Raw genomic sequence first — 23,580 nt, 5'->3', positions numbered from 1 at the left:
ATTAGAGCCTGAGCCGGATGCGGTTCGGTCACTAGCCAACTATATTCGTTCGGTAATGTCTATAACGGAGATATCTTTCGACAATCTCGCTGTAGCAATGCTGGAACCACAGCAGCATGTGCCAGTATCGATCCCCCTTCTTTCAGACATGATGCAATAGCTATGGGCGCACCGAAAGGGTCGCAGAACGCTCGAGACCACCAGAACTCGCTCATGGCGGCACCATTGGAACTAATGAACCAGCAGATAAATAAGCTGGAACGATCGCAGATGAGATTTGCGAACATATCCGAACTCGCAAAGTATCTTTCTCCACATGCCAACGTCAGTTCAGGGAGACTTCTTCGGAATAAATCATACCGTGTACTTATAGAGAATACGTTTTACAGACAGAACGGTCTGAAGCCGCAAACAATTCGAGAAACGTCCGACTTGGAGATCTCGCATGGCGTTATCGCAAACCAAAATCTCGAAATTCATCAGCTAAAAAATGACGTTAAACGGTTAAGAAAATTCACGGTCCACAATCCGAACCGGGTTGCGCCCCAAGATAAGCAATTCGAGGATCGGTCGGAATCGATCGATAACCTTTGCAGATGTTTATCAATTTTACTCGATAGCGTCAGCACTCTGGGATTTGCGCTTTCAGACGAAGGGATCGTGAACACCGCTGCCCGTCCAGGAAGCCGGCTGATCGTTCCCAAAATTCTTCTGTCCGACATCCAAGCTTGGTGTGCGAAAGGCGTTGACGGGTGAACCCGGGCGGGGTGGGATTCGAACCCACGGTGGGCGCGAACCCACGGCGGTTTTCAAGACCGCTGCCTTAAACCACTCGGCCACCCGTCCAAACGCGGCGTTCCTAGAATCAAGAGATAGAAATAGCCAGCCCAAATTGATTTCCCAAGCGCCGCTAAGCGGCAGTGTCATCATCTCCATCCTCGAACTGCTTCCCAAGAACTGGCCCGCTAAGGAGGATCAACACCAAGCCGCCTGATCCGTGGCCTGCGCTCCAGCCCTTATCCCGGTTGAGCCCCATGGCCGATCTGCCGCACAGGTTACGCGAGAATATGGTCCTCTATGGGCCCTCTTGGCCAATGTCGGGATCGCCATCGCCAAATTCGTGGCGGCGGCGATCAGTGGCTCTTCGTCCATGCTGACCGATGGGGGCCACTCGCTGGTCGACAGCGGCAACCAGGTCCTGCTGCTCTATGGCCAGGAAAAGGCCAGGCGCCCGGCCGACGCCACCCACCCCTTCGGCTATGGCCGCGAACTCTATTTCTGGGCTTTCGTCGTCGCCATCCTGATCTTTGCCGTCGGCGCTGGCGTCTCGATCTATGAGGGCTGGCTACATATTGCCGAGCCTGAGCCGTTGCGAGACCCGACGATCAATTATGTGGTGCTGGCGGTCGCGGTCCTGCTCGAGGGAACAAGCTGGGCCATCGCGGTGCGCGAGTTCAACGGCAAGAGGGGCTCAAGTAGCTGGTGGCAATCGATCCGCCGATCCAAGGATCCGGCCGGCTTCATCGTCCTGTTCGAGGACAGTGCGGCGCTAATCGGCCTTGGCATTGCGGGCATCGGAGTCTGGGCCAGTCATCATTATGCCGACCCACGGATCGATGGCGTCGCATCGATCCGTGGGTCTCATCCTGGCCGGGGTCGCCATGCTGCTCGCGCGCGAAGCCAAGGGGCTGCTGATCGGCGAAAGTGCCGATCCGGCGATCATTTCGGCGTTATGGGCCATTTTGGACAAGCGACCACAGATCAGCGCGGTCAATCATGTGCGCACGATCCACACCGCGCCCGATGCCGTGTTCGTGGCGATCAGTGCCGATTTCGTCGATGATCTGCCGATGGGAGACGCAGAGCACCTGATCGAGGAAATTGAGCGCGAGATGAAGGCCTGCGTGCCCGACCTGACCTCCATCTACATCCGACCGGAAAAACAGGCGGATGCCGTGCAGCAATGGATCCTGCGCTCATCATTGGAGGGCCGGTAAGGAACGCAAGGAACAGCGGCAAGCCCTATCAGCCAAACCTCTGTCCTGACCGCCAGGACTGGAGGCGTTGATGCCCCCCCTCACGCCTTCAACGTGCATGACCGGGCACCATGGACGCTTCCACGCGTTGAGAGGAGGAGATCGCCACGAAAGGATCAAAATGCCCCATCACAAGGAACGTCCTGCCCGCAAGGCCACCAGTCGCCTTGCGCTCTACCTCGTCTTCGCATTCATCGTTGCAGCCATCCTGGCTTTCATCTGGGTCAACATGCACGCCTGACCGGACGATAGCCCCTTAGTCCGAACCGGACTGCGCCACGGTCCGTGCCAGTTCATCGATCTTATCGACCGGGATACGTCTTGCTATCATCGCCATGGTATCCGGCGGCAGGCGCGCGTCGATGACATTCCCGTCTTGCTGCCAAAGCCGCAGGCGCGCGGCGAGATAGCCTGGCTTCTGCCCGGCAAGAATGGGCGCCGCCTTGCCAGCCGCATGACAATTGCTGCAGGCCGGCAGGGGCTGGCCAAAACGATCCAGTCCCGGAGAACTGGGCGAGGTCGCGTTATTCTTGAGCCCGGGCATCGCAGAGAAATAGGTCGCGAGCCTCGCCATGTCCTCGCGCCCGATCGTTGCCAGCGCTGTCTGCATGACCGCACTGCTGCGCTGCCCCGACCTATATTGGCGCATGCTGGCGACCAGATAGGCCGCGCTCTGCCCAGCCAGGACCGGAATATCGGATTGCTCCCTCCCCCGACCATCGACGCCATGGCAGCTTGTGCATGCCGACAAGGTTGCCGGAGCAACGCCGGGCAGGCGTCGCTCCTCGCCAGCCTGAGTCAGTGCTTGATATTGCGCCGCCGTCATCTGTGGCAAGCGCCGGACGAAAGCGGTCATCCGCCTCACCTCATCCGGTCGATCAGCCGCCGCCCAGGCCGGCATGCCGGTGAATTTGACGCCATGCCGGATGATCCAGAACAATTCGCGATCCCGCCATTCCCCTGCCGTCCGGGCAAGATCTGGCGCTGGCGGGGTTGCCTGCTGCATTACGGGCGATGGCCGTACACCCGGCGCGCCATGACAGACCTGGCAGGCTTGACGAAAATGCCCTGCTGCACTGACCAGGCCCTCATCGTCGAGCGGATCGGGCGGTGTGTCCAGCCAGGCATAAGTCCGCACGGAATTGCGCATCGTCCAGTGAAGGAACCAGTCGGTGATACGCCAATGGCCCGACGACGCGGAAATCTGCATGGCCCCGGACCAGGCGAACAGCATGCCCAGAATGCCGAGACCGAGCAACGCGACAATTGCGCGCTTCAAGCTGATGCGAAGGATCATGCCGCCCCCCTCTGGCGAAGGAGGCTCGCCAACAGGACAAGACCACCGATGAAATAGCTGGCCCCGCCAACCAGCAGCATGGCGCTAACCTACTCGCCGGGCTTCGACTTGCTCAAGCGGGACCAAGAGTTGCGCAAGGAACTGCTGGCGCCGTTCGGCTGGCAGGATATCGATTCCGACATCGTCTTGCGGTGTCTTAAGGTGAGCCTTGGCGCAGACATCTACAAGACCAATCCCGATGAGGTTAGCAAAAGCCTCAAACATGATCCGGCCGCGCTGGAGCGAACGTTCGCGGGGTTGGGGGACGCAGCAAGGTTCTTCCACGACCGTTTCTCTATCACGAACCCGTCGCTGGTGCCGTACCGCATTCAGATCGTTGCGATCGCGACGGCGCTGCTTAACCAAACATATGAGGATTGCGCGTCACGGCTTATCGATTGGGTTTGGCTATCGACCTATGCCGAACTCTTCGGCGGCACCGGCCGCCAGTCGGAAAATGCAATCGGCGATCTGCGATCCTTCGTCGACTCCGGCATTTTCCAGTGGTCGCTCCGCGACCCCCCCGCAGTTCGTAGCATCGCAGGGGTCAAGAGTGACTTTCGGGCAGCGCGCGTCAAGGCGCTCATGCTGGCCCTTGCTGTACGCGCGGACGAAGTCGAGGCTGGAAAAGGCAGCGATCTGGTCGAAACCTATGGCGGCGAGGCATTCCAATTCCTGACAATGTCAGGTGTCGAACGCGGCGATCAGGGCGCCCGGTTCCTAGTGGAGCCGGCCTACGCTTCAGAATTTCGGGTGCGATTGCTCAACCGTCAACTGGACGAACAAGCGCGGGCACGCCATCTAATCTCAAGCGAGGCGTGGGAATTAATAGACCCAGACAACATGCAACCCTTTACTAGGCATCGTGCCAACAACCTGTTTGCCTATGAGCGCGAGGCGATAATTAAGCCGGTGGCGCAGCGGATGGGGATGACACCGCTCCGAATCCTCGGGGACAATGAGGCCGAGGTCGAGCAGCGCGAAGGAGATATCGGCGACATTTGAACGGCTGTTTCCGATTCGGTGGCGACATGGAAGGGGGCGTCGCATCAACGCCGAGATCGCCTCATTGCAGGCAAAGCTGCGGCGGAGCACGTGGGCGGTGATCCCCTCGAGCTCCGATCTTTTGGGGCAGCGAAGTTCTTCCAAGCGACTAATCTTGGCAGGACTTCGCTTCGCCGGTCTTTCCCGCGCAAGTGGCAACTCTCGTCAGGAGCAGCCGATCAAGGGTCGACATTTGACGTCCGAGTTTGGTCGCGAGCTGCCGGAAAAGCTGAAGGTCTGCAGCTGGGAAGCCGAATTCCGGCTGTGAGCGACCGACAAGGGGCGCAAGCGGCATTGCATGCAGTCTTGCCCTGTTGATGACGAACTCCAGCGTCGTCCGCACAGCAATCCATTCGGATCATTCGCAGCCGATCCCATCACCATCTCGATCGAGGTGTCGGCCATAGCCAGGATCGCCGACACGAACCGGCGCAGCGCCCGCTGCTCGCGCTGCAGCGCAGTTCGGGAACGCCCCGTGAGTTGATGAGGACAGAGGCTGGGGCCGGGACGGTGCCGATGAAGAACGATGGCAATGATAGCCGCCGTTCTTCCGATCATTATGACAGCCCTCAGCATTCAAGCCACCAGGATGCCCCGATGCTGCCGCACCGCACCCCGCGATGACGAGCCAAAGCGTAGCGCGCCAAGGCCAATATCGAAAAACCAGGGCCATGGGCCTACAGCTTCAGTGTGGCAGCAAGTTTCCTGAACTTGTCCACATCCTTGTCGAAATAATAGAGTTTCGGCGCTTCGTAGATCACCAGGTAGAGCTGGCCATTGACGATAGCCCCTATACCTTCCCCTTTGCGTTGCACTTCATCGTCAGCCCGCGTGAAAGCGTAGGTAAAGCGAATGCCCTTGTTCCCGGCGAGCAAGGCAGGTTCCTGGTCCGCAATCTCCATCTGGTTCACGGAGAACTGGCTGCGATAGGTGGTTTCGAGCAGGGCCGGGATATCGGTGATCAGCATATTGGCTGTCACTCTGGGCAAAGGCCGGTTCTTTTTGTCGTTTTCGCGAAGCAATGGCTCGCCGACTGGAACGCCACCGAAGAAACTCACCTTGTTCAGGGAATCCCCGTCGAGCGTCCAAAGCTCGACATTCTTTCCATCCTTGCGACTGAGCCGGTTCCATTCGCCATCAGGCGTTGCCGAGAGCCTGGACTTTGCGATACCGGCACGTGGTCCCGGCGAAATCAAGGCATTCCCCAATGCGGAAGAGGCGGTCAACATCAGTATGGCAGTGGCGATAATCAGGCGCATGACGTCAATTCCTCAATTCGCAAGAAGGGCTGTTATGGCTTTTGCGTTAGAGGCATCCGGACGCGCGGTGAGATAGGCCGAGAGAGCTATTCGGGCCTCATCACTTTGCCCGTTTCGCAACAGGGAAAGGCCCAGATTGCGGTCGAGCTCCGGAGCGGCATACCCAGCAAGCTTGGCCTGACGGTAGAACTCGCTCGCCTGTTGGAGGTCTCGCGGATTAGCCCGGGCGCGATAGAGTTCGCCGCGCGCAAACAGCAGATCACCGGTCCAGCCGGATCGTTCCGCAATATTGCCCAGAATATATTCGCTACCCCCGAAATCATTGAGCTTCATCTGGGCGGCGAGAAAACGGGAAATATAAGGCGCGATGGCATCATTATATTCCTTCGCTCGCGCGTCGCCGCCGGGCGGAAGCTTGTCCGCTTCGGTGGCAAGGTAGGAGGCACGCGCCACGGAGGCAGGATGCGTGTCGAAGAAGCCCGCCGAATATTTTGCTTTCACCTTTTGCTTGCGACCAAGCGCACTGGCATCCGCCTCGGCCATCAGGGCCTGCCAGACTTCGGAGGCGGATTGTGCTGGATAGCCCGATTGAGCGAGATATTTCAGGCCTAGAAGATCAGCCTCCGTCTCCTGCGCACGGTTGAATTGGTAAATGGACCCCAGAAGCGAGAAATTCGTGTCGCCGACCGGTGTGTTACTGATCCCGCCCAGAACCGTGAGCCAAGCCATCGCATCGGTCGTGCCGCGGCGGTTCTTGAAGCCGTAAAGAAAATGCCGCAGTTCGAAATGCGCAAACTCATGGCCCAGCACGGCAGCGAGTTCCGCCTCATTGCGGGCGCGCAGCAATAGCCCCGAGTGGACCTGCATGGCTCCGTTGGGCATCATCGAGGCATTGAAGGTCGGGACTTCGACTGCGTAGACGCGGATACCAGTGCAGCGATCACTGCCGACCTCCCTGCACAGGACGTTGCGCAGATAGGTTTCAAGACCGCCGTCCCGTATCCGCAAGGGACTATCGCGAAGCTGGCGCTCGCCTTCATCGGCAAGCATCCACACGCCGCGCTCGTCAACGGTGGAAGGCTCATAGGCCGCCATATAGGGCGCAAGCGTGAAATCATCCCTGGCCACGGCCGGCCGGGAAAAGGCCAGCTCCGCCAGGAGAGCAAAAGCCATAGCATATCCGCGCATATCAGGGCTGCGCAGTGGTGAGGGCGACAGGCTTCCCTGGAAAGCCTTCAAGCAATTGCCTGATCCGTTTCTGCGCGCCTTCGGGCGTACGGACATCGCCACCCATCTGCCGGTCGGCATTCAGCCACACCAGTTCTCCGGTCTTGAGGTCCACAAGGCCGGCATATCCCTGATGCACCCCCGATGTGACGCCGATGCCGCCCAACATGCCTACGATCTGCAACATCTTGCGGCCGGTCGAACCATATTCATCATGGGTTGAAATGAAGAGGGCATAGTCCGCGCCCTCAAGGGACTTGAGTTCGGCAATGCCGGGGCCGACGGCCCATTCAAAACCCTTGTCCCGCTTTTTGGTGGGGAGACGATTGCCTGGAAAGAACTGATATTCGATCACCGAGTCCGCGACAGCGTTGAACAACTGGGAATATTGCGTCACCAGCGGGCCTTCTGGGCCAGCGCTTTCCTCATATGGCATGACCTGGTTTCCCAGTTGCGTCTGCGCTTCGCTCAGCGCCGTCCCGAGATGGCCGCGTGCCTGCGTGGTCCAGTCTGCATTGGGTTCATAAAGGCCCCCGGTCGACTGCTCGCCCACTCCAATGACAGGGCGCATGAGGATTATTTTCACTGTCCCGGGCTTGAGGGCGAAACCCTCCTTGTTGCCGGTTTTCTCCTGGCCGACTGCAGTCGACGAAATGCAGCATGCAAGCGCCAGCATACATGCTCGCGCAAAATTGTTGATCCGCACCTTTCCCCCGCTCCCCATCGCTGCCGCGCCATCAAAGTCGCTAACCGCCGATTGCAACGTGCCCCTCACGTCCCAATCGCATAGCGATCTTAAAACTGCCGGATTGTGAATGCGCGTGACGCCCATCACGGTTACGCCGGCGGAGCTGGCGTAATCGACCGTTTATCAGCGTGATGTGCCGGTTTTAACAAGATTAAATTTATACAAAGATAATACTGTTGACGGAACTTTCCGGAATTATCATGATTGCCCGACGGTTGCCAAAATATATCTGATTCGTCCGGTTGATTCGGTCAAGAAATATAGCCATTTTGGGGCGTGGCGACATGGCAAGCACGGTACGAGTGGCAAGCTTTCTTGGTATTGCGGCCGCAGTGGCAAGTATCTCTTTCGCCCAGACAGAAAATTCGATCACGGCTCGTGTCGGCGACGTAACCTGGCCTGATGAGAGCCCGAGTTCTGTCTCCGGCGGAGAAAAAATCATTGCCGGAGCGGAAAAAACATTTCTCCCCGTCCTCGTCCCAGAATCATTTTTCGATTTCGTATCACGCAAATTTGTCGGTGAGGACAGCAGCTATTTGGTGATGGTAACCGCCAAGGGCGCGACACTTTCCATCACCGGTACACGCCTCGCCTTCGACGAGCCGGGTGTACGGCCCACGAAACCATCGCAGACGCCCAGCGAGATTACGGTCGATCAGGGCGAGCGCAGCGCGAGCGCGGGCTACGTCCGCTTCGGTGCGGCCTATCGCGTGGATGTCGAATGCGACGGTCCGTCGGACAAACGGTGTGCCGATGGCGCCTATGCCCGCCGCTTGCTGGAAAGCGTGGTTCTGGCGGGTGGGGCGCAGGGGCAGCCCGCGCAACCGCAGCCTGACGAGCCGGACACAGGGCCATCGGCTGTCTCGTCTGCCAAGCCGCCGGCGGATTTCGCGAAGCCGCCGGGAGAACTACTTCCGCGAAGCGGAAAGGGCGTGACGTCGACGACAATCTTCGCGCCGTCGATCCGCTTTCCGGTCGAAACTCCGCCGGCTTATCTGAACTCGCAGGTTTGGGGTGTCGGCGGGCTGAGCGGGCCGCGCGGCAGCGCGAGCGACCCACGGAACTACCAATACCCGTGGCGCGACAATTTCTGTGAATCGCGGTCGCGGGCTACGCCAATGTGCCCGTCCGGCACCGGCCATCAAGGGCAGGACATTCGTCCAGGCGGCCCTGGCGTCGCGAAATATTGGGCTGTCGCCGCCGAAAGTGGCAAGATCCGCAAGATCGGATCCTATTCGGTCATATTGATCGGCTCGAGCGGGACGGAATATCGCTACCTGCATCTCGCGATGCACCAGCTGGCGGTAAAACTCGGCGACAATGTGATGCGCGGACAGCGGATCGGCCTGATCTCGAACGATTTCGGAAACACCAAGACGACGGTTCACCTGCATTTCGAGATGCTGCAGAATAGGAACGGGAAGGGCCTACGCCACGTGCCGCCCTATTCTTCACTGGTAGCATCCTATGTGCACCCCTGACGACAAGGGACGGAGGGAGCGATGATGCGTACTGACCATGCGCGGGCACTTGGGGCCTCAGTGCGGGCGGCTGCTCTGCTCCCGATCGCGTTAGGCCTCGCCTGGTCTGCCTCCGCGCAGGAATCAGTCGGCTCGACACCCTCATCACAAATGCCCGAACCGATCCGGTTCACCCCGCCTTTTTCGCAGGAGGCAATAAAGGACATACTGGAATTCGGCCACGTAGGTCCGGGCATGGTCGACCGGGGCGACGGCACCGCCGCCGTTTACCTCTTCACGCCACCGCCGGACGCCACCGTCCAGATCGATGTTCGATCACGCACGATCGACAGCGTTGTCGAGATCTATGAGCCGGGCGGCACGAAACCGCTGATGGAGGATGATGACGGCGGGGACTTTCTGGATGCGAGACTGGTACTGGCGCCGCGCGCCTACAAGACCCCTTTGATTATCGTCGTTCGCGACAAAAAGGGTCTGGGCGGCCCCTTTGAGATCTCCACATTGCAGATCGAGAGCACGACCACCTTCGACCTACCGCGGCTGCAGTTTGGAACGCCGACCTACGGCACTATCGACAGCAGCAGCCTCCGGATCGAAGGGCTGGAGCAGCCCTATCAAATCTACACCTTCTTGGGCAAAGCGAAACAGCGCGTCGTGATCGACGCCCATTCGGACGATTTCGATCCGACGCTCCAATTGCGGTTGAACAACAAGCTGATCGGCCAGGATTCCGACAGCGGTCCAGGGCGCGACGCCCGCCTCATCCGCTATCTTAAGGAGGATGGCGACTACAGCATTCTGGTCGCCGCAAGAGCAGGAGAGTTCGGCGCTTTCAGGGTTCAGGTCGATGCCGCACCAACGCCGCAGCCGGAACCCGCGCCGACCCGCATACATCCGAGCTACGCAACCAACGATATGCTCGCCTTCAAAAACCCGGTCATCAACGATCGATCCTACGCACTCTACAAGCTCACCGGATCGGCCGAAGAAACGTTCCAGGCGACACTTGAAGCGCGCGATCCGAGCGGTCTTGGCAAGGCTCCTGCGGTGTCGCTGGGCGTCGGTGCGATCACACCCCTGGGCTTCCTGATCTCCAAGATCAGTTCGACCTCGTCGACGGATCAACCCGGCGTCGGGCGAACCACGATCACCTTCACCTTCAACCGAACCGGCGAACTGACACTCCGGGTCATGGGCGATCTGGACTGGCTGGGTCCGTATTCCCTGACGGTCAACGAAATGCCGCCCACGCAGCCGTCGCCGACAACCACAGAAGCCAAACCATGAAGCGCTCCGTACGCCAAGCCACCTTTTTGGGAATGACCGCGCTCCTCCCCTGCGGCTGGACGACATCTTTGGCCCATGCGCAGGAGCGACCCGCCACCGACACACCCACCTCCGCTGTCACCGCACCAGCAAGCCTCCCCTTTGGCTTGGTGGAGACTTCGGACGGGGTGCCGATGTTTGGCAATGATCTGGGTCAGGCCGCTGCGGACGGTGACAATTATCTGTTCACACAGGTCGCCGACGGCAAGACCGTCGGACAAATTGCCGGAGCCGACGAGGAATTTCAGCCGGAACGGCTGAAGGCGACGTTCAAGAGGACGTTCACCAACGGCGCCGTCTGCACCGCGACGGTCATCGGGCCGCGAGTAGTGCTGACCGCAGCGCATTGCCTGGACAAGGGCGGATCGAAGACGGTCATGGCGCTCAATGGCGGCATCCAGCTGGCCGGGCAGGTGGCAGTCGCCCATTTCAAATCCTGCGAGATGCCCGCGAAATATATGGACGCGACCCGGCTGTCCATCGGGAGCCCACGCAACTCGAAGGACTGGGCGCTGTGCGAGCTTGGAAAGGATGTAGACGTCCAGCGGGAGACCGTTTCAACCGACACGGCGCAGGTCATCGGTGGCTCGCCCGTGCTTCTCGCCGGTTACGGCTGCACGCAGCACAGGATCCTTGGCCAGCGGGTGGAGGGAGACGGACAAACGAGTGCGGCGCTGAACGCGGGCAACGCCACGCTCGAGCCCGATAAACGGTCCGGCTGGCTTCAGGCGCGCGGTCGCGTGGGCAGCAGCCAGGCGATCGTCTGCGCAGGGGATTCAGGCGGAGCGGCCTATTCCGGCGTACTGTCGCGGCAGGTCGATCCGCGCGGATGGCGCGTGACATCGGTTAATTCAGGCGTTGGCCCGACGCGCGAGACACTGGCTGATTGGAAGAAGAATCCGCCGCCTGCCGGCCTGGCGACTCCGCCGGACGGGACCGAGCTGGTATCCTATCTGTCGCCACTATCAGACCCGGACTTCGTCGAGTTCGCGAAGAAATTCACGAAGCAGGCACCGAAGACGCGTGGGATCTGCGGGATCGATTATCCGTCCGGCACGACGCGCTGTAGGGAATAGCCATGGGCGCGCTACGTCCCCTCATCTTGTTCTGCGCGGTCCTAATCTGCAGCCCGATCCAACAGGCAAGCGCGCAAGCCAGCGCGTTGCGCATCGGCTGCACCGGGGAGGAGGCTCTCTCCGCCGATAAAAGCAGCATTCCCTATCCGTTTGACGTGAAGCGCATCCAGAGAGCACTTGAGCGTCTGGGTCGAGTCAAGCGGGTCGTCAGGGTTCTGGTGATCGACAATGCCTTTGCAGGATACGCCATCAAGGATGGCAGCGAGGTGCCCACAGTCATCTTCCCTGAAACTTTCTTCTATCAGCAGCCGGACGGGGTATCCCGGCCCTCGCAGTTCATCCGCTCCCTGGGTGAAGAGAAAGACGCTGAGACATGGGGCCATGGAACGCACATCACTGGCCTCATTCTCGGCGGAATGTATGGAGGGGGGCTGCCATCCATCGACGATCTGGGCCTACCCGGCGTCCGACGGCTGTTCTTTGAAAATTTCACCGGAAAGATCGTCCCGAAAGGCGAAAAGCCCCGAGAGATTGTCCACATATTCATGGCCGCCTTAAAAAGCAACACTGACGAGTGGGACAAAGACAAACTTCTTAATCTCGACAATAGTGACATACCGGTGGATTACAGATCATCGCCCGACGTCGTGAATATAAGCCTGAGAACACCGGTTTCTAGTGATGGAAACGAAGAAACTTACAAGGCGCTGCCGAGTCAGTTCAAATATTCTCTTGTCGTCGTCTCCGCGGGAAACATGGGAAAGGGGATTAGCCCGCTCGGTTACGACACCGCGCAATATCCTGCGATGTCGGACTGGTCCAAAGGCAATATGATCGTCGTAGCATCCCATGACAGCAGTCTGGAACGATCGGAATTCAGCAATTACGGCGAGGATTATGTGACGCTGGCTGCGCCGGGCTGCGCAATCCGTTCCTGGTTCTCCGGCGGCCCCAAAGACAAGAACGTAGACGAGGCAAAAGCAGCGAACGGTACATCCCAGGCTGCCGCCATCGTGTCGTTTGCCGCCGTGCTTCTCAAGTCCTATTCGGGGATCGACAAGGTGAACGACCTGCGCGAACGCCTGATTACAAGTTCGCGCTACAGCTGGAAGCTTGATATAGGCTGCCACGAGCGCAAACCCAAGGCAGCGTGCGTAAAATGGGGGAGCGTTCTTGATATCGAAGCGGCCCTCTATGTCGATCAGGACATGATCGAATACTGCGTCGATGAGCCGGTCGGATCGCCCGTTGCGGACAAGCGCCCAGCCGCACTGGGATGCACGACGCGCATAGCATTGGGCAAGATCACCTCTCTCCCTTCCGCCGTGACCCAATGCATCGATCCACCGCCCTACAAACCAGAGTCCACGGGTGTCCGGCTGTCGCGCCCGGCCGGCGTCAGGATCATGCCTTCGGGCAAATATCAGGTGATCTACCGTTATCAACTGATCGGGAACACAGACTCGCTGACGGCATGCGAGAACGCTGATGCGCCGACCGATAATTTCGCCTTCACTCCTTTGCCGGCAAAAGACCAGCCCGATGGAGCCCCCATCCAGAACGGCTCGCCCGTTCCCGACGGCCAGTCCTGGGAGGTTCCGCCCAGCCGCGTCGTCAGAGTCGTCACTCGGTCGATGAAGGATGAGGCCCAGTGACCCGCCGCTCCACGCGCTTTCGTCATGAGGAGAGAAACGTAATGCCCCCTCGCGCCGGTCTCATTGCGCTCACCTTGGCAGCGGCTCTCGCTTCCGCCTGCGCGACCCAGAGGGATGGTGACATGCCCACTATGTCAGGAGTCTCCGGGAGCGACGGGGAGGCAGGCAGCGACCAGCCGTTCATCATGCTCACCCCCGCCACCCGGCTGAGCGATGCAGGTCCGGGCGTCTATATACCCAGCGGCACTTATACGCGGCTCAACATCACCTCCGCCAATGCCAGCAACGTCGGCTCCGAACAAATGGATCGGCAGGTCTATCCCTACAAATCGCGCTCGGCGATCGCGCGTTTCTTCGTGGGCAAGCGCCACAGCGTAACCCTGTCCGCAAAGGTGACATCCGGCGCTTTCGTCGCCACCGTTCCGCTCGTAACCGTCGCGCACGATAGCACGAGAAGCGAAGGGGAGGTCTTCAATCGGATCATCCGTCAGGAAGCGCGCGACTTTCCCTTGTTTCTGGTCCGTTCCAACAGCGCAAGCGACGTGGCGTCGGCCACGCTCGATCTCAAGGGGACCGACAAGGTCGAATCGTCGGCGGCAGGCAGCGCGCTCAGCGCCGTCGTCGCCGCCACGAAACTTATCGCGCCCGCCGAGCCACTGCTCACCACGCTCAGCGCGAACACCGGTAAGGACACAGCGACGGCGATCGATCTGGCCATCAACCAGCTGTTTTCCCGCAGCATCGCAGAAAAGCATGCCGTCGACCGATCGGTACGGCTGTGGACGCCTATCGTCGTCAATCTCCACCTGCCCCGCAAACAGGGAGCATGGTCGAAACTCAAGCAAAGCGGCAACCCGAGCCAGCCCACCCTTGAAGATCTGGACTATGTCCATATCGGAAGATGGACGCTGATGTTTGAAGCCCCGCGTGCATCATCCTTCGCCTCCGTGACGGTCGTCTGCCCTGAAGGCACGACTGCGGACGAAGGCTGCCAGGCCGCACTTACGACCGCCAGAGCATCGGCCATAGCCGAGGCACGGCAGCACTATGGCGATATCCTCGCCTTTCCGCTCACATCCGATGGCACGAGCACGACCGGTTCGCTGGCCAGCTATCTGAGGCAGCTCGACTGGTGGGCCGAAGGGGTGAAGGCTCTGGACGTCAGCGGCGCCACTGCCGATGCATTCTGCCGCTTGATCCGGGGAGCGCTGACCAACATCGGCCTGAATGACAGCGATGCGGCCCTCGCGGCGGAGGCAGTCGCCCAGTCGCCGATGGTCACGCCGAAGGAAGGCGCCTTGATGCACTCATCCGTCGCGTGCCATCCCGCTTGATGCCGGCGGGCAGGCGCGTGTGCCCCGTCAAGCAGGTCCCGGCCAGTTTTTGCGTTCGATCTTCCAAGATATGGTTCAGGAATTCGAGTGCGGTCCGTGCTTCCCCACGACCGAAAGCGTCGGCGAGCGAAATGCACACTGCTTCCAATGCAGCGTCTGCTTGAGACATGGGGGGGCAACAGTATTTCCCTTGGCCATGTTTGCGAAAATTTGGCTGGATTTATGCTGGCATGGTCAGCGCCTGCGTACGGCTTTCCTGCAGGAAGCCGTACAGGAGATGTTGCGGTCATCGGACATTGAGGTAGCCCGTCGGTGTTCCAGCATGAGTGCAGCAAGGTCTTCGAGCTTGCTGCACCATAAGGCAGCCGGGACTACAAGTTGACTGTCTGTAATTGGAGAACTGATATTGTCCGCTGGAGGTCTGATTTGGGTCGACGACGGAAGTGGGCGGCTGCGCGCCCGCTTCAGACACTACCGGCGGCGGCTATCTCTTTTACAAGGCGGAGACAGATCACGCGCGTGATCTGCAATTTGGGAACTACTGTCGATCTCACTCGCTGGTCTCTCGTGAGGAGATATTTATGGCTTCGAACCCGGAAATTCCGCCGCCTGACACTATCAACCCGCAGTCGCCTGCGGAGATACCAGGTGAAACGGCTCCTGCTGAAACGCCTTTCGAACAACCCGCAGAGATCGTGCCGGACACGCCCAACGTGGATGAACCAGACCGAGCTCCCTCGGAACTGCCCCCGCCGCCAGATTAATTGGCATCAATCAACCGCCGATTTGCGCAATTAGCACGTCGGACATGCGCCCCTTCTCGCCGTTTTGCGGCGCATTCTCGTTTCGCGGCAGCAGTCGGTAGACGAGTTTCACCAAATGGGCTGACGCAAAAACAGCTGTCGATCCGGCACACAGCTGAAATACAGGCATCTTGATCCAAACCGTCATTTCGATATCGCAATGAATTGCGCATTGAAGACGGAGGCGATTGATGCGAGATCAAGAGCGGCGACGATATTCTCTTCAGGATTTCGCCTTCGCCGAGGACGAAGCGATTTTTCGCACTCGAGAAGCATTGCTGGAGGAAATTGCTGGCATCACCGATCCTGTTAATCTGACGCCTGCTCAAGCCGGTGCGGCAAAAGAACTGCAACGAAGGCGAATCATTTTCCAATTCCCCAGCTGAAAGGTCATCTTGCGATGCTCAAGGCGATTGCAGGACAAGCATCGACCAATAATGCGGCTACCTACATACCCTCAATACTACTGAATTTCTTTCGCTAGAATATCGGCCTGTTGGCGAAAGAAAAAGGCCCTGCGTTTATGCTGTTCGATCAGCAGGATGTCGTCGCGGCGGCATTGGGCAATGAGCGCAGCCTTCTCTTCTTCCACAGCCAACTGAACCAGGCGAGCATATTGCGTTTTGAGGGCAGCCATGCGCGTGTGTCCATTTACATCCTGACGCTCTTGGTCGCCTAAATAAGCGTGGGTGCCTTCATCGCCAAGATGAAACGTCCGACGTACCCACTGGCTCTCGACCGGCATCGATGCGCCCATTCACGCCGTTCGAACAAAATTATGGCGAACCACCGAGCGGACATTCTGCTTATGACCGGGGCTGGGACAAAGCCGCCTTTCTCGCGGTAGCACTAAAAGGGTGGCTTTCAGCCCAACACTGGACAAAAATCGATCTCTACTGCCATGTGTCGGACGTACCCGGAGGCTCAAGCGAGGTCCACTGCAATGACCTCGTGCAGCGCCAGTTTGGGCACCTTGACCACTAGCTTGTTACCCTGCTGCCGGAAGGCGGCGCTCTTGGCGCCCTCCAGCAGTTGCACGCGGCGTGGGCGTGTCCCGTCCGGCAGGTCGAGTGTCACGGTGAACGGCCCGATCGACACGGCTTCGTGCATGTAGCCTTTGAGGGCCGAGGCGTTGTTCAGGTTGACGAGGTGTGCCGCCAGTGACTTTTCCTGCCTGAAATAGCTGACGTCTACGAGGCCGGCGCCCGACACCTCCATCGGCTGCGGCCCGTTCGATGCCCAGGCGATAGCATTGCGCAGCAAATACAGGTGGTCGCGCGGGGCCTGTTCCCAGAACAACTGGTCGATGTTGAACGGGAAGTAGACCACCCGTCCCTCGCCGAAGCTGCGCGCGAAGACCATCGGTACGTCCGAAGTCGGCTCACGCGGGTAGGCCAGTTCCGCTGGCTGATCGGGATAGCTGCGGATGAGGCGCAGCGGCGGCTTGCTCGCTTCGTCGGTCGGCTTGACGCGGACCACGCGCGTCCCACCGATAATCCTTGGCGTGTCGTCCAGCCCCAGGGTCAGCGGGTGGGGGCCATCGATGCTGATGTACGAATTCTCGACCTTCTTATCGACCTGACCGCCATAGTCGCAGCCAAACAGGTCGGCGAGGCCGAAGTTCTTCCGCTCCGCCCCGCTGGCATCGTAGAGTGAAGTTTCGCCTGTGGCGACGATCGCGCCGCCGCCGCGCACGTATTGCCGGATGCTATCGCACTGCTCATCCGTCATGCAGGCGATGTTAGGCAGATAGACTGTGCGGTACTGGCCCAGCACCGACTGGTCCATGTCGCGGTCATCGACCAAAGCGAACGGCACCCGCGCTTCCAGCAGAGCCTGATAAGCGCCGTTGAGTGCCGCCTCGTTGCCACCAGCGGCCATAGCGCTGACTGGCTGCATGTTGACCGGCCCGCCCGAGCGAAAACCGCTGTTGGTCTGGAGCGACTGCATCATCGCTACTTGCGCGAGATTGGCGGTGTTGCGGAAGTAGCGTTCGTTGCGCGCGTGCCAGGCAAAGGCTTGTTCGAATGGTGCGACCCAGCGCTTGTCGAACACTTCGGCCTTGAATTTGATTAGCCAGGGACGGAAACCCTGCGCCATGCCGTCGTGCATGAAGGCCAGCGTCTCGTCGACCGACTGGACCGAGTCCTTGAATTCCATTTGGGCGACGTTGAAGCTGCCCGCGATGGGCCCGGCGCCCTGCATGACGCAGGCCGCCTCCTTGGCACCCCGGCCCGCCGCCCAAATCGGGTGGGTGGCAGCGCGGTGCTGCTGGTCGGCATAGATCGTGCGGAACACGCCGCGAAGGCGCTTAGGATCGAGGCGCTGCCACGAAGATCCAGGCGCGAACAGGGCCTGTGGATTGATGCTACGCGCGGCCTCGTTGTAGGCCTTGATCTGCGCGAACCGCTTGTCGTCGTTCCAGCGCTGGTAGGCGACCATTGCGGGATCCTGTCGGTTGAACAGGTTGGCGGGCAGGTCGAGGCCGCTCGCCAGGCGGAACTCGGTCTTGCACACGTCGCAGTAGCATACGCCGACGTGCCCGCCTGACCAGCGGTTGCCGAAAATGCCGTCGACCGGGTACTTGGCCATGATCTCGCGGATCACCTGCGGCACCCATCCAAAGCTGAACGGGCCATTAGGGCAGCTCAGGTAAGCCGAGGGGTCGTCCGGGTGCCTGCGGGGCTTACCATCCGCCCCGCGCGCCGCCCACTCGGGGTGCGCGGCAAGGGCATCAGGGTAGAGCACGCTGGGATCGACGCGTGCCAGTACACGCAGGCCCATCCTCTTGCAGGCCTTTGCCATATCGCCGAAGGGATCGCTGTTTCCAAGGAAGGTGCTGCGCCGGTGGAACTGCACTTCGGTGGGATAGAACGCCAGAATACCGCCCGCGCTTAAGCAGACGCCCTGTGTGCTTGTGCGTCGCATGAAATCCAGCCAGAAGCCGGGATCGAACCGACCGGGATCATCGTCCGTGAAGTTCACCTGTACCCAGCGCATCGGGTCCCAGACCCAGTCCTGCGCTTCTGCGGCATAAGCGGATGAGCCGAACAGCGGGTGGAAGCCCGCTGCCGCTGCCAGCGATGCTGCCACCTTGATTAACGTTCTTCTGTCAGACGATATCATGGCATCTCTCCCTGGAGGCGGCAGTGGCAGCTCTTCCTTTACACGCCGCCACCAGCATTGATTGGTAAGACCAATATCTTATCTCGGCTAAAGCGTCCAGCAAGGCTCGACGCATCAACGCCACAGCTTCTTACCCCACCCACTTGGCGACGTACGTGTCGGTCAAGCTGAGGTTGGCATCCACTTCGTGGCGCTCTTCGGAGACAGATTATTGAGGAGATGAGCAGTGGTGGCTGCTTTCGCCTCGACCAGACATTCACCGCCACAGACCTGAAGGGCGGACTTTGGTCGCGAGCTGCCGGAATAGTGGACAGACGGCACTGCGCATCGGATTGGTCGCTCTGAGCAACGGGATGCTTGGCGCCTCGGTTTGCGCAATTAGTGTTTCGTGACCACTGGCAGCGGAGCGCCACCTTCGAATGTCAGGACAAGAGGCCAGAGGGTGGTCTTGGTGAATAGACGCTCAGTCCTGCTTTGCCGTGTCTCATGCAATAGGCCGAGCCAGCAAAGGGGGCGAAGGACATTCATATAGACAAGCGATTTCATATGCGTGTCCTCAACATCGCCGCCAGTCAGCCTGGCGCAGAATTGGCCGTCCGTCACGCCTGATTGAGCCTCTATGTTCACAGCATGAAGGACCGAGACCCATTCGATTTCCAGCATGTCATCCTGACCGGCGGAAAGGAGCAAATGCTGGGCCAAGGTGAGCCAGAGGCTCGCTGGATGTTGCAACAGGTCCCTGCCTAACCTGGTTATGTGCAGAAAACCCTTGCGGTGTCGGCAGAGCTTGGCGGCCAGAAGCAGGTCATGCAGAATGGCCAATGGCTGGAAATCGTGTTCGTTGAGAACTTTGTTGACCGCATAGAGCTCATCTGCGGTGTAAAAAGGCCAATTGAAGGCTTCGGCAGCCCAGGTGACGAAGTAGCGCTTCATCGCCCTGTTGGGTGTGAGGCCGATTGGGCCAATCTCTGCGAGATGGCGCAGTGTAAGCACAGCCGCGCGATGGAGCGGCGACAGCGCCAACTGATCTACGTCACCGACTGGGGCATGAAACTCGATCATCCTGATACGGTTCTGCCGCCCTGAGCAGGTTGCGACAAGGGCGACTGGAAGATTCGTTTATGAGCCCCCTTCCCTAGCCCGGAGCGTGGTCCTCAATGACGCGCGCGGAACATTCGTCCTTCAATCGACGGATGCCAGCGCCAATCAATAATTCTAATATCCGATGATCGAACATGAGCAATAGTTCATCGAACGCACACTGGTAATCCGCCCCCCCCTTCTGCCATTCAGCAAAAATAACTGGTCGCCATGAAGAAGGAATAAAAATGTCCGCAGAAGAAACGCTCATCACGCTCACCGCCGACATTGTCGCCGCCCATGTCAGCAACAACAGCGTTGGGATCAATGATATTCCTGCCCTGATCGCTAATGTGCATGGCGCTCTGGCTAGCCTGAGCGAACCTGCGGTTGCAGAAGAAGTGAAGCCCGAGCCTGCGGTTTCGGTGCGCGCGTCGATCAAGCCGGACTATATTGTCTGCCTGGAAGACGGGAAGAAGCTCAAGATGCTCAAGCGTCACCTGATGACCCATTATCAGATGACCCCGGCGGACTATCGCGCCAAGTGGGGCTTGCCTGCGGATTATCCGATGGTCGCGCCCAACTATGCCGCGCAGCGCAAGGAACTGGCCCACAAGATCGGCCTCGGCCGCAAACCGCGCGCCGCTGCAGCAGTTCCTGCCAAGCCGGCCCGCACCCCGCGCAAGACGAAGGTCGCCGAACCGGCCTGAGGATAGCTATACGGGGACCGGCAGAGCCGATCCCCGTATCACCCTGCAATCACGCGACCAGCGCCTCCTGCGGCATCACGATCATACCCAGAACATGATCAGCCCAGGCCTGCAGCATCCGTCGACGCGGGGTCAGGTAGAGGGCGCTGTTATAGGCCCCCCGCACATCATCACGATCGGCATGGGCCAGCGCCACCTCGATCCAATCTGGGCGATAGCATTCCGCCTCATTGGCCCAGGTCGAAGCAAGGCCCCGGAACCCATGCACCGTCTGACGGCCGCGATAGCCGATGCGGTAGCAGCCGTAGATCATCGTGTTCTGCGATATGGGGAGCTCAGCCTTGTCGCCGGCAAAGACATAGGGCCCCCGGCTGTAAACCCGCACGCTCTCTAGCAACCCGACCGCCTGCCGCGACAGCGGCACGATATGCTCACGCCCCATCTTCATCCGCTCGGCCGGCACCCGCCAGATGGGATCAGGGCCATCCAGCCCCTCAAACTCGTCCCATGTCGCATAGCGGGTTTCATTGGTCCGCGCCCAGGTCAGCAGCGTGAACAAGAGCGCATCGCGCGTGACCGCACGCCGCCGGGGATTCTCATCGCCATCATAAGCATCGATCGCCCGAACAAGCGCAGGCAACTCCCCTGCCCCGACCCGCGCCATATGCCGCACCCGAGGCTTTGGCCGCAGCAGGGTCGCAAGCCCGGCAGCCGGATCATGGGTGGCCCAGCCTTGGGGGATGGCAAAGAGATAGACCTGGCTCACATGCTGGCGCAGCCGACGGCTGACATCGAGCGCGCCGCGCGCCTCGACCGCCCGCAACATCGACAGCACATCGCCTGCTGTGATGTCCTTGAGGTCGCGCTGCCCGAGCGACGGAAACACATCGCGCTCCAGACGCGACAATATGCGTGCCGCATGCCCCGGCTCCAGCCCGCTCGCCCGGTTACCATGCCAGGCCCGCGCAGCCGCCTCAAAGCTCGTCACAGGCGAAGGAGCCTTGGGACCGGGATCCTCGCCCCGCGCAAGAGCCAGCTTGGCCTCAGCGCGGCGCAGCCGCGCCTCAGCCAAGGTAACCTCCGGGTAGCGCCCGAACGAGAGCAGCTTCTCCTTGCCGTCGAACCGATATTTCATGCGCCAGAGGCGTGATCCGGTGGGACGGACGAGCAGATAGAGACCACCGCCATCGCCAAGCTTGTAATCCTTCGATCGCCGGCTGGCATAGCGAACCTCGAGTTCCTTGAGCGGCATTGGGGGTATCTCCTGCTGGGCACAGGCATTACCCTCCAAAACACCCCCAAAAGCAAATCGACGTCCTGGCATCAGGCGCGATCCGATGGGCGGCGCTGCATCCTCAAGAAACGGCGCAAATCCGCCATAAAAGGTATAAAAAAACCGCCGCGGAATGCTCCGAGACGGTTTGGTCTTTTAGTATATGGTTGCGGGAGTAGGATTTGAACCTACGACCTTCAGGTTATGAGCCTGACGAGCTACCGGGCTGCTCCATCCCGCGACACTGGGCGTTTTGTGTGGCCCTGACATGCAAAAAGGGCGGCTTTGCGGGCCGCCCTGTTTTGTAACATTGTGATGGGTTTTTGATCCGTTGCTATGCGCGTGCTTCAATGCCTGGCGACGCCCTACTCTTCCAGTGCTTGAGCAATAGTACCATCGGCGCAGACTGGTTTCACGGCCGAGTTCGGGATGGGATCGGGTGGGTCACAGACGCTATGGTCACCAAGCAATGAAGCAGGCGCATAACTGCGGGTTTTTAATCGATACCGTGCACAATTTTGGAGTTTGTATGTTCGTATATCTGGGCTGGCTTAAAACCACGCCATCAGCGTCTTAGCTGTTTCCAGCATTGTCGTTGATGGTGGGACTCTTAAGCGCGAACAGAGCAATTAGGACTGGTTAGCTCCATGCGTTACCGCACTTCCACATCCAGCCTATCAACGTCGTGGTCTACGACGGCTCGATGAAATCTTATCTTGAGGGAGGCTTCCCGCTTAGATGCTTTCAGCGGTTATCCCGTCCATACATAGCTACCCTGCTGCGCCACTGGCGTGACGACAGGTACACCAGAGGTATGTTCAACCCGGTCCTCTCGTACTAGGGTCAACTCCTCTCAAATTTCGACGCCCACGGCAGATAGGGACCAAACTGTCTCGCGACGTTCTGAACCCAGCTCACGTACCACTTTAATTGGCGAACAGCCAAACCCTTGGGACCTGCTCCAGCCCCAGGATGTGATGAGCCGACATCGAGGTGCCAAACGATTCCGTCGATATGAGCTCTTGGGAATCATCAGCCTGTTATCCCCGGCGTACCTTTTATCCGTTGAGCGATGGCCCTTCCACGAGGGACCACCGGATCACTATGACCGACTTTCGTCTCTGCTCGACTTGTCAGTCTCGCAGTCAGGCGGGCTTATGCCATTGCACTCTAACAGACGGTTTCCAACCGTCCTGAGCCCACCATCGCGCGCCTCCGTTACTCTTTAGGAGGCGACCGCCCCAGTCAAACTACCCGCCACAGAGGGTCCCTGCACCGGATAACGGTGCGAGGTTAGACATCAGAAAACAACAGGGTGGTATTTCACCTATGGCTCCACATCAACTGGCGTCAATGCTTCAAAGCCTCCCACCTATGCTACACAGTTCTTTCCTAATGCCACTCTGAAGCTGCAGTAAAGGTGCACGGGGTCTTTCCGTCTAACCGCGGGTACTCCGCATCTTCACGGAGAATTCAATTTCGCTGAGCATATCCTGGAGACAGTGGGGAAGTCGTTACGCCATTCGTGCAGGTCGGAACTTACCCGACAAGGAATTTCGCTACCTTAGGACCGTTATAGTTACGGCCGCCGTTTACCTGGGCTTCAATTCAGAGCTTGCACTCCTCCTCTTAACCTTCAGGCACCGGGCAGGCGTCAGGCCCTATACGTCGTCTTGAAGCCGACTTAGCAGAGCCCTGTGTTTTTGCTAAACAGTCGCTACCCCCTGGCCTGTGCCCCCCATCAAAAGTTGCCTTAAGATGGGGCCTCCTTCTTCCGAAGGTACGGAGGCAATTTGCCGAGTTCCTTCAGGATACTTCTCTCAAACGCCTTGGTATACTCTACCATTCCACCTGTGTCGGTTTAGGGTACGGTCTATACGGTGGGGCTATTTCCTGGGACCCCTTCACTGCCCGGAGCAATCCAATAAGCCCGAACAATTTACGGCATCCGTCACACACCACCAGGCCCACGAATATTAACGTGGTTCCCATCGACTACCCCCTTCGGGCTCGTCTTAGGGGCCGGCTTACCCTGCTCAGATTAGCTTTAAGCAGGAACCCTTGGA

General features: G+C 59.4%; 20 protein-coding genes, 2 tRNA genes, 2 rRNA genes and 1 pseudogene (1 of these 25 running past the window's edge). 11 read left to right on the top strand and 14 right to left on the bottom strand.

From position 1 onward, the window contains the following. Positions 1–213: 213 nt before the first annotated feature. Positions 214–756, top strand: a complete 543-nt coding sequence (locus tag E5554_RS14760) for a hypothetical protein (RefSeq protein ID WP_168708719.1) — start codon at positions 214–216, stop codon at positions 754–756. A 3-nt stretch (positions 757–759) separates the two neighbouring features. On the opposite strand, the gene E5554_RS14755 is transcribed toward E5554_RS14760, so the two are convergent. Beyond that, positions 760–846 (bottom strand) — tRNA-Ser (locus E5554_RS14755). A gap of 188 nt (positions 847–1,034) precedes the next feature. On the opposite strand from E5554_RS14755, the pseudogene E5554_RS14750 reads away from it, so the two are divergent. Continuing rightward, positions 1,035–1,997, top strand: a pseudogene (locus E5554_RS14750) (cation diffusion facilitator family transporter). Between the two features lie 295 nt (positions 1,998–2,292). On the opposite strand, the gene E5554_RS14745 reads toward E5554_RS14750, so the two are convergent. Further along, a complete protein-coding gene (locus E5554_RS14745; RefSeq protein WP_136187254.1) occupies positions 2,293–3,333 on the bottom strand; it encodes a c-type cytochrome in 1,041 nt (346 codons plus the stop codon). A gap of 78 nt (positions 3,334–3,411) precedes the next feature. On the opposite strand from E5554_RS14745, the gene E5554_RS14740 reads away from it, so the two are divergent. Both E5554_RS14740 and E5554_RS23080 read left to right on the top strand, forming a co-directional pair. Continuing rightward, positions 3,412–4,377: a hypothetical protein gene (locus tag E5554_RS14740; protein ID WP_136187253.1), complete on the top strand. Its 966-nt coding sequence runs from the start codon at positions 3,412–3,414 to the stop codon at positions 4,375–4,377. Between the two features lie 154 nt (positions 4,378–4,531). Beyond that, positions 4,532–4,684: a hypothetical protein gene (locus E5554_RS23080; protein ID WP_168708718.1), complete on the top strand. Its 153-nt coding sequence runs from the start codon at positions 4,532–4,534 to the stop codon at positions 4,682–4,684. Positions 4,685–4,774: 90 nt separating this feature from the next. On the opposite strand, the gene E5554_RS14735 is transcribed toward E5554_RS23080, so the two are convergent. Genes E5554_RS14735 through E5554_RS14720 form a run of 4 tightly spaced genes read right to left on the bottom strand, consistent with a single transcriptional unit; the run spans position 4,775 to position 7,578 of the window. Beyond that, positions 4,775–5,089 carry an excalibur calcium-binding domain-containing protein gene (locus E5554_RS14735; RefSeq protein WP_136187252.1) on the bottom strand — a complete coding sequence of 105 codons (315 nt, stop codon included), beginning with the start codon at positions 5,087–5,089 and terminating at the stop codon, positions 4,775–4,777. A gap of 4 nt (positions 5,090–5,093) precedes the next feature. After that, positions 5,094–5,675, bottom strand: a complete 582-nt coding sequence (locus E5554_RS14730) for a hypothetical protein (RefSeq protein WP_136187251.1) — start codon at positions 5,673–5,675, stop codon at positions 5,094–5,096. A gap of 12 nt (positions 5,676–5,687) precedes the next feature. Continuing rightward, on the bottom strand, positions 5,688–6,848 hold the full coding sequence (locus E5554_RS14725) for a M48 family metallopeptidase (protein ID WP_247594276.1): 1,161 nt from the start codon (positions 6,846–6,848) through the stop codon (positions 5,688–5,690). 16 nt (positions 6,849–6,864) lie between these two features. After that, on the bottom strand, positions 6,865–7,578 hold the full coding sequence (locus E5554_RS14720) for a hypothetical protein (protein ID WP_136188380.1): 714 nt from the start codon (positions 7,576–7,578) through the stop codon (positions 6,865–6,867). Between the two features lie 356 nt (positions 7,579–7,934). Here E5554_RS14720 and E5554_RS14715 point away from each other — a divergent pair, with 356 nt between their 5' ends. The 5 genes from E5554_RS14715 (at position 7,935) to E5554_RS14695 (ending at position 14,522) form a co-directional block, all read left to right on the top strand. Next, positions 7,935–9,131 (top strand): M23 family metallopeptidase, encoded by a 1,197-nt coding sequence (locus E5554_RS14715; RefSeq protein ID WP_136187250.1) that lies wholly within the window; start codon positions 7,935–7,937, stop codon positions 9,129–9,131. Positions 9,132–9,152: 21 nt separating this feature from the next. Next, a complete protein-coding gene (locus E5554_RS14710; protein ID WP_136187249.1) occupies positions 9,153–10,418 on the top strand; it encodes a hypothetical protein in 1,266 nt (421 codons plus the stop codon). After that, complete coding sequence (locus E5554_RS14705) at positions 10,415–11,533, top strand: trypsin-like serine protease (RefSeq protein WP_136187248.1); 1,119 nt, start codon at positions 10,415–10,417, stop codon at positions 11,531–11,533. Before E5554_RS14710 ends, E5554_RS14705 begins: the two co-directional genes overlap by 4 nt. A gap of 2 nt (positions 11,534–11,535) precedes the next feature. Beyond that, positions 11,536–13,188 carry a S8 family serine peptidase gene (locus E5554_RS14700; RefSeq protein ID WP_136187247.1) on the top strand — a complete coding sequence of 551 codons (1,653 nt, stop codon included), beginning with the start codon at positions 11,536–11,538 and terminating at the stop codon, positions 13,186–13,188. Between the two features lie 122 nt (positions 13,189–13,310). Further along, positions 13,311–14,522 (top strand): hypothetical protein, encoded by a 1,212-nt coding sequence (locus E5554_RS14695; RefSeq protein ID WP_136187246.1) that lies wholly within the window; start codon positions 13,311–13,313, stop codon positions 14,520–14,522. A gap of 774 nt (positions 14,523–15,296) precedes the next feature. Here the strand turns inward: E5554_RS14695 and E5554_RS23075 are convergent. Then, positions 15,297–15,473, bottom strand: a complete 177-nt coding sequence (locus E5554_RS23075) for a hypothetical protein (RefSeq protein WP_168708717.1) — start codon at positions 15,471–15,473, stop codon at positions 15,297–15,299. Positions 15,474–15,516: 43 nt separating this feature from the next. On the opposite strand from E5554_RS23075, the gene E5554_RS14685 reads away from it, so the two are divergent. Continuing rightward, positions 15,517–15,711 carry a hypothetical protein gene (locus tag E5554_RS14685; protein ID WP_136187244.1) on the top strand — a complete coding sequence of 65 codons (195 nt, stop codon included), beginning with the start codon at positions 15,517–15,519 and terminating at the stop codon, positions 15,709–15,711. Between the two features lie 77 nt (positions 15,712–15,788). On the opposite strand, the gene E5554_RS14680 is transcribed toward E5554_RS14685, so the two are convergent. The 3 genes from E5554_RS14680 to E5554_RS14670 form a co-directional block, all read right to left on the bottom strand. Beyond that, complete coding sequence (locus E5554_RS14680) at positions 15,789–16,070, bottom strand: hypothetical protein (RefSeq protein ID WP_136187243.1); 282 nt, start codon at positions 16,068–16,070, stop codon at positions 15,789–15,791. Between the two features lie 179 nt (positions 16,071–16,249). Further along, a complete protein-coding gene (locus E5554_RS14675; RefSeq protein WP_136187242.1) occupies positions 16,250–18,451 on the bottom strand; it encodes an alpha-amylase family protein in 2,202 nt (733 codons plus the stop codon). Positions 18,452–18,829: 378 nt separating this feature from the next. Beyond that, positions 18,830–19,513, bottom strand: a complete 684-nt coding sequence (locus E5554_RS14670; protein ID WP_136187241.1) for a hypothetical protein — start codon at positions 19,511–19,513, stop codon at positions 18,830–18,832. A gap of 266 nt (positions 19,514–19,779) precedes the next feature. Between E5554_RS14670 and E5554_RS14665 the strand changes: the two genes are divergently transcribed. Next, positions 19,780–20,241, top strand: coding sequence for a MucR family transcriptional regulator (locus tag E5554_RS14665; RefSeq protein WP_136187240.1), 462 nt, complete (start codon positions 19,780–19,782; stop codon positions 20,239–20,241). A 49-nt stretch (positions 20,242–20,290) separates the two neighbouring features. Here the strand turns inward: E5554_RS14665 and E5554_RS14660 are convergent, their stop codons facing one another. The 4 genes from E5554_RS14660 to E5554_RS14645 all read right to left on the bottom strand — a co-directional run. Further along, a complete protein-coding gene (locus E5554_RS14660; protein WP_136187239.1) occupies positions 20,291–21,493 on the bottom strand; it encodes an integrase arm-type DNA-binding domain-containing protein in 1,203 nt (400 codons plus the stop codon). A gap of 185 nt (positions 21,494–21,678) precedes the next feature. After that, positions 21,679–21,755, bottom strand: a tRNA-Met gene (locus tag E5554_RS14655). 111 nt (positions 21,756–21,866) lie between these two features. Further along, a 5S ribosomal RNA gene (gene rrf, locus E5554_RS14650) occupies positions 21,867–21,981 on the bottom strand. Positions 21,982–22,124: 143 nt separating this feature from the next. Then, positions 22,125–23,580, bottom strand: a 23S ribosomal RNA gene (locus tag E5554_RS14645); it runs 1,336 nt beyond the window's last position.

It is taken from the genome of Sphingobium sp. PAMC28499 (genome assembly GCF_004795815.1).
Classification (GTDB): domain Bacteria; phylum Pseudomonadota; class Alphaproteobacteria; order Sphingomonadales; family Sphingomonadaceae; genus Sphingobium; species Sphingobium yanoikuyae.
The sequence above is the reverse complement of the archived record's forward strand: the minus strand, read 5'-3'. Positions and strand labels throughout refer to the sequence as shown.

Excerpts from the sequence above, each read along its gene's own strand:
- E5554_RS14760 (WP_168708719.1), top strand. The coding sequence starts at position 214 with ATGGCGGCACCATTGGAACTAATGAACCAGCAGATAAATAAGCTGGAA.
- E5554_RS14745 (WP_136187254.1), bottom strand. The coding sequence starts at position 3,333 with ATGATCCTTCGCATCAGCTTGAAGCGCGCAATTGTCGCGTTGCTCGGT.
- E5554_RS14740 (WP_136187253.1), top strand. The coding sequence starts at position 3,412 with ATGGCGCTAACCTACTCGCCGGGCTTCGACTTGCTCAAGCGGGACCAA.
- E5554_RS14735 (WP_136187252.1), bottom strand. The coding sequence starts at position 5,089 with ATGGCCCTGGTTTTTCGATATTGGCCTTGGCGCGCTACGCTTTGGCTC.
- E5554_RS14730 (WP_136187251.1), bottom strand. The coding sequence starts at position 5,675 with ATGCGCCTGATTATCGCCACTGCCATACTGATGTTGACCGCCTCTTCC.
- E5554_RS14725 (WP_247594276.1), bottom strand. The coding sequence starts at position 6,848 with ATGGCTTTTGCTCTCCTGGCGGAGCTGGCCTTTTCCCGGCCGGCCGTG.
- E5554_RS14720 (WP_136188380.1), bottom strand. The coding sequence starts at position 7,578 with ATGCTGGCGCTTGCATGCTGCATTTCGTCGACTGCAGTCGGCCAGGAG.
- E5554_RS14715 (WP_136187250.1), top strand. The coding sequence starts at position 7,935 with ATGGCAAGCACGGTACGAGTGGCAAGCTTTCTTGGTATTGCGGCCGCA.
- E5554_RS14710 (WP_136187249.1), top strand. The coding sequence starts at position 9,153 with ATGATGCGTACTGACCATGCGCGGGCACTTGGGGCCTCAGTGCGGGCG.
- E5554_RS14705 (WP_136187248.1), top strand. The coding sequence starts at position 10,415 with ATGAAGCGCTCCGTACGCCAAGCCACCTTTTTGGGAATGACCGCGCTC.
- E5554_RS14700 (WP_136187247.1), top strand. The coding sequence starts at position 11,536 with ATGGGCGCGCTACGTCCCCTCATCTTGTTCTGCGCGGTCCTAATCTGC.
- E5554_RS14695 (WP_136187246.1), top strand. The coding sequence starts at position 13,311 with ATGCCCACTATGTCAGGAGTCTCCGGGAGCGACGGGGAGGCAGGCAGC.
- E5554_RS23075 (WP_168708717.1), bottom strand. The coding sequence starts at position 15,473 with ATGACGGTTTGGATCAAGATGCCTGTATTTCAGCTGTGTGCCGGATCG.
- E5554_RS14685 (WP_136187244.1), top strand. The coding sequence starts at position 15,517 with ATGCGAGATCAAGAGCGGCGACGATATTCTCTTCAGGATTTCGCCTTC.
- E5554_RS14680 (WP_136187243.1), bottom strand. The coding sequence starts at position 16,070 with ATGCCGGTCGAGAGCCAGTGGGTACGTCGGACGTTTCATCTTGGCGAT.
- E5554_RS14675 (WP_136187242.1), bottom strand. The coding sequence starts at position 18,451 with ATGATATCGTCTGACAGAAGAACGTTAATCAAGGTGGCAGCATCGCTG.
- E5554_RS14670 (WP_136187241.1), bottom strand. The coding sequence starts at position 19,513 with ATGATCGAGTTTCATGCCCCAGTCGGTGACGTAGATCAGTTGGCGCTG.
- E5554_RS14665 (WP_136187240.1), top strand. The coding sequence starts at position 19,780 with ATGTCCGCAGAAGAAACGCTCATCACGCTCACCGCCGACATTGTCGCC.
- E5554_RS14660 (WP_136187239.1), bottom strand. The coding sequence starts at position 21,493 with ATGCCGCTCAAGGAACTCGAGGTTCGCTATGCCAGCCGGCGATCGAAG.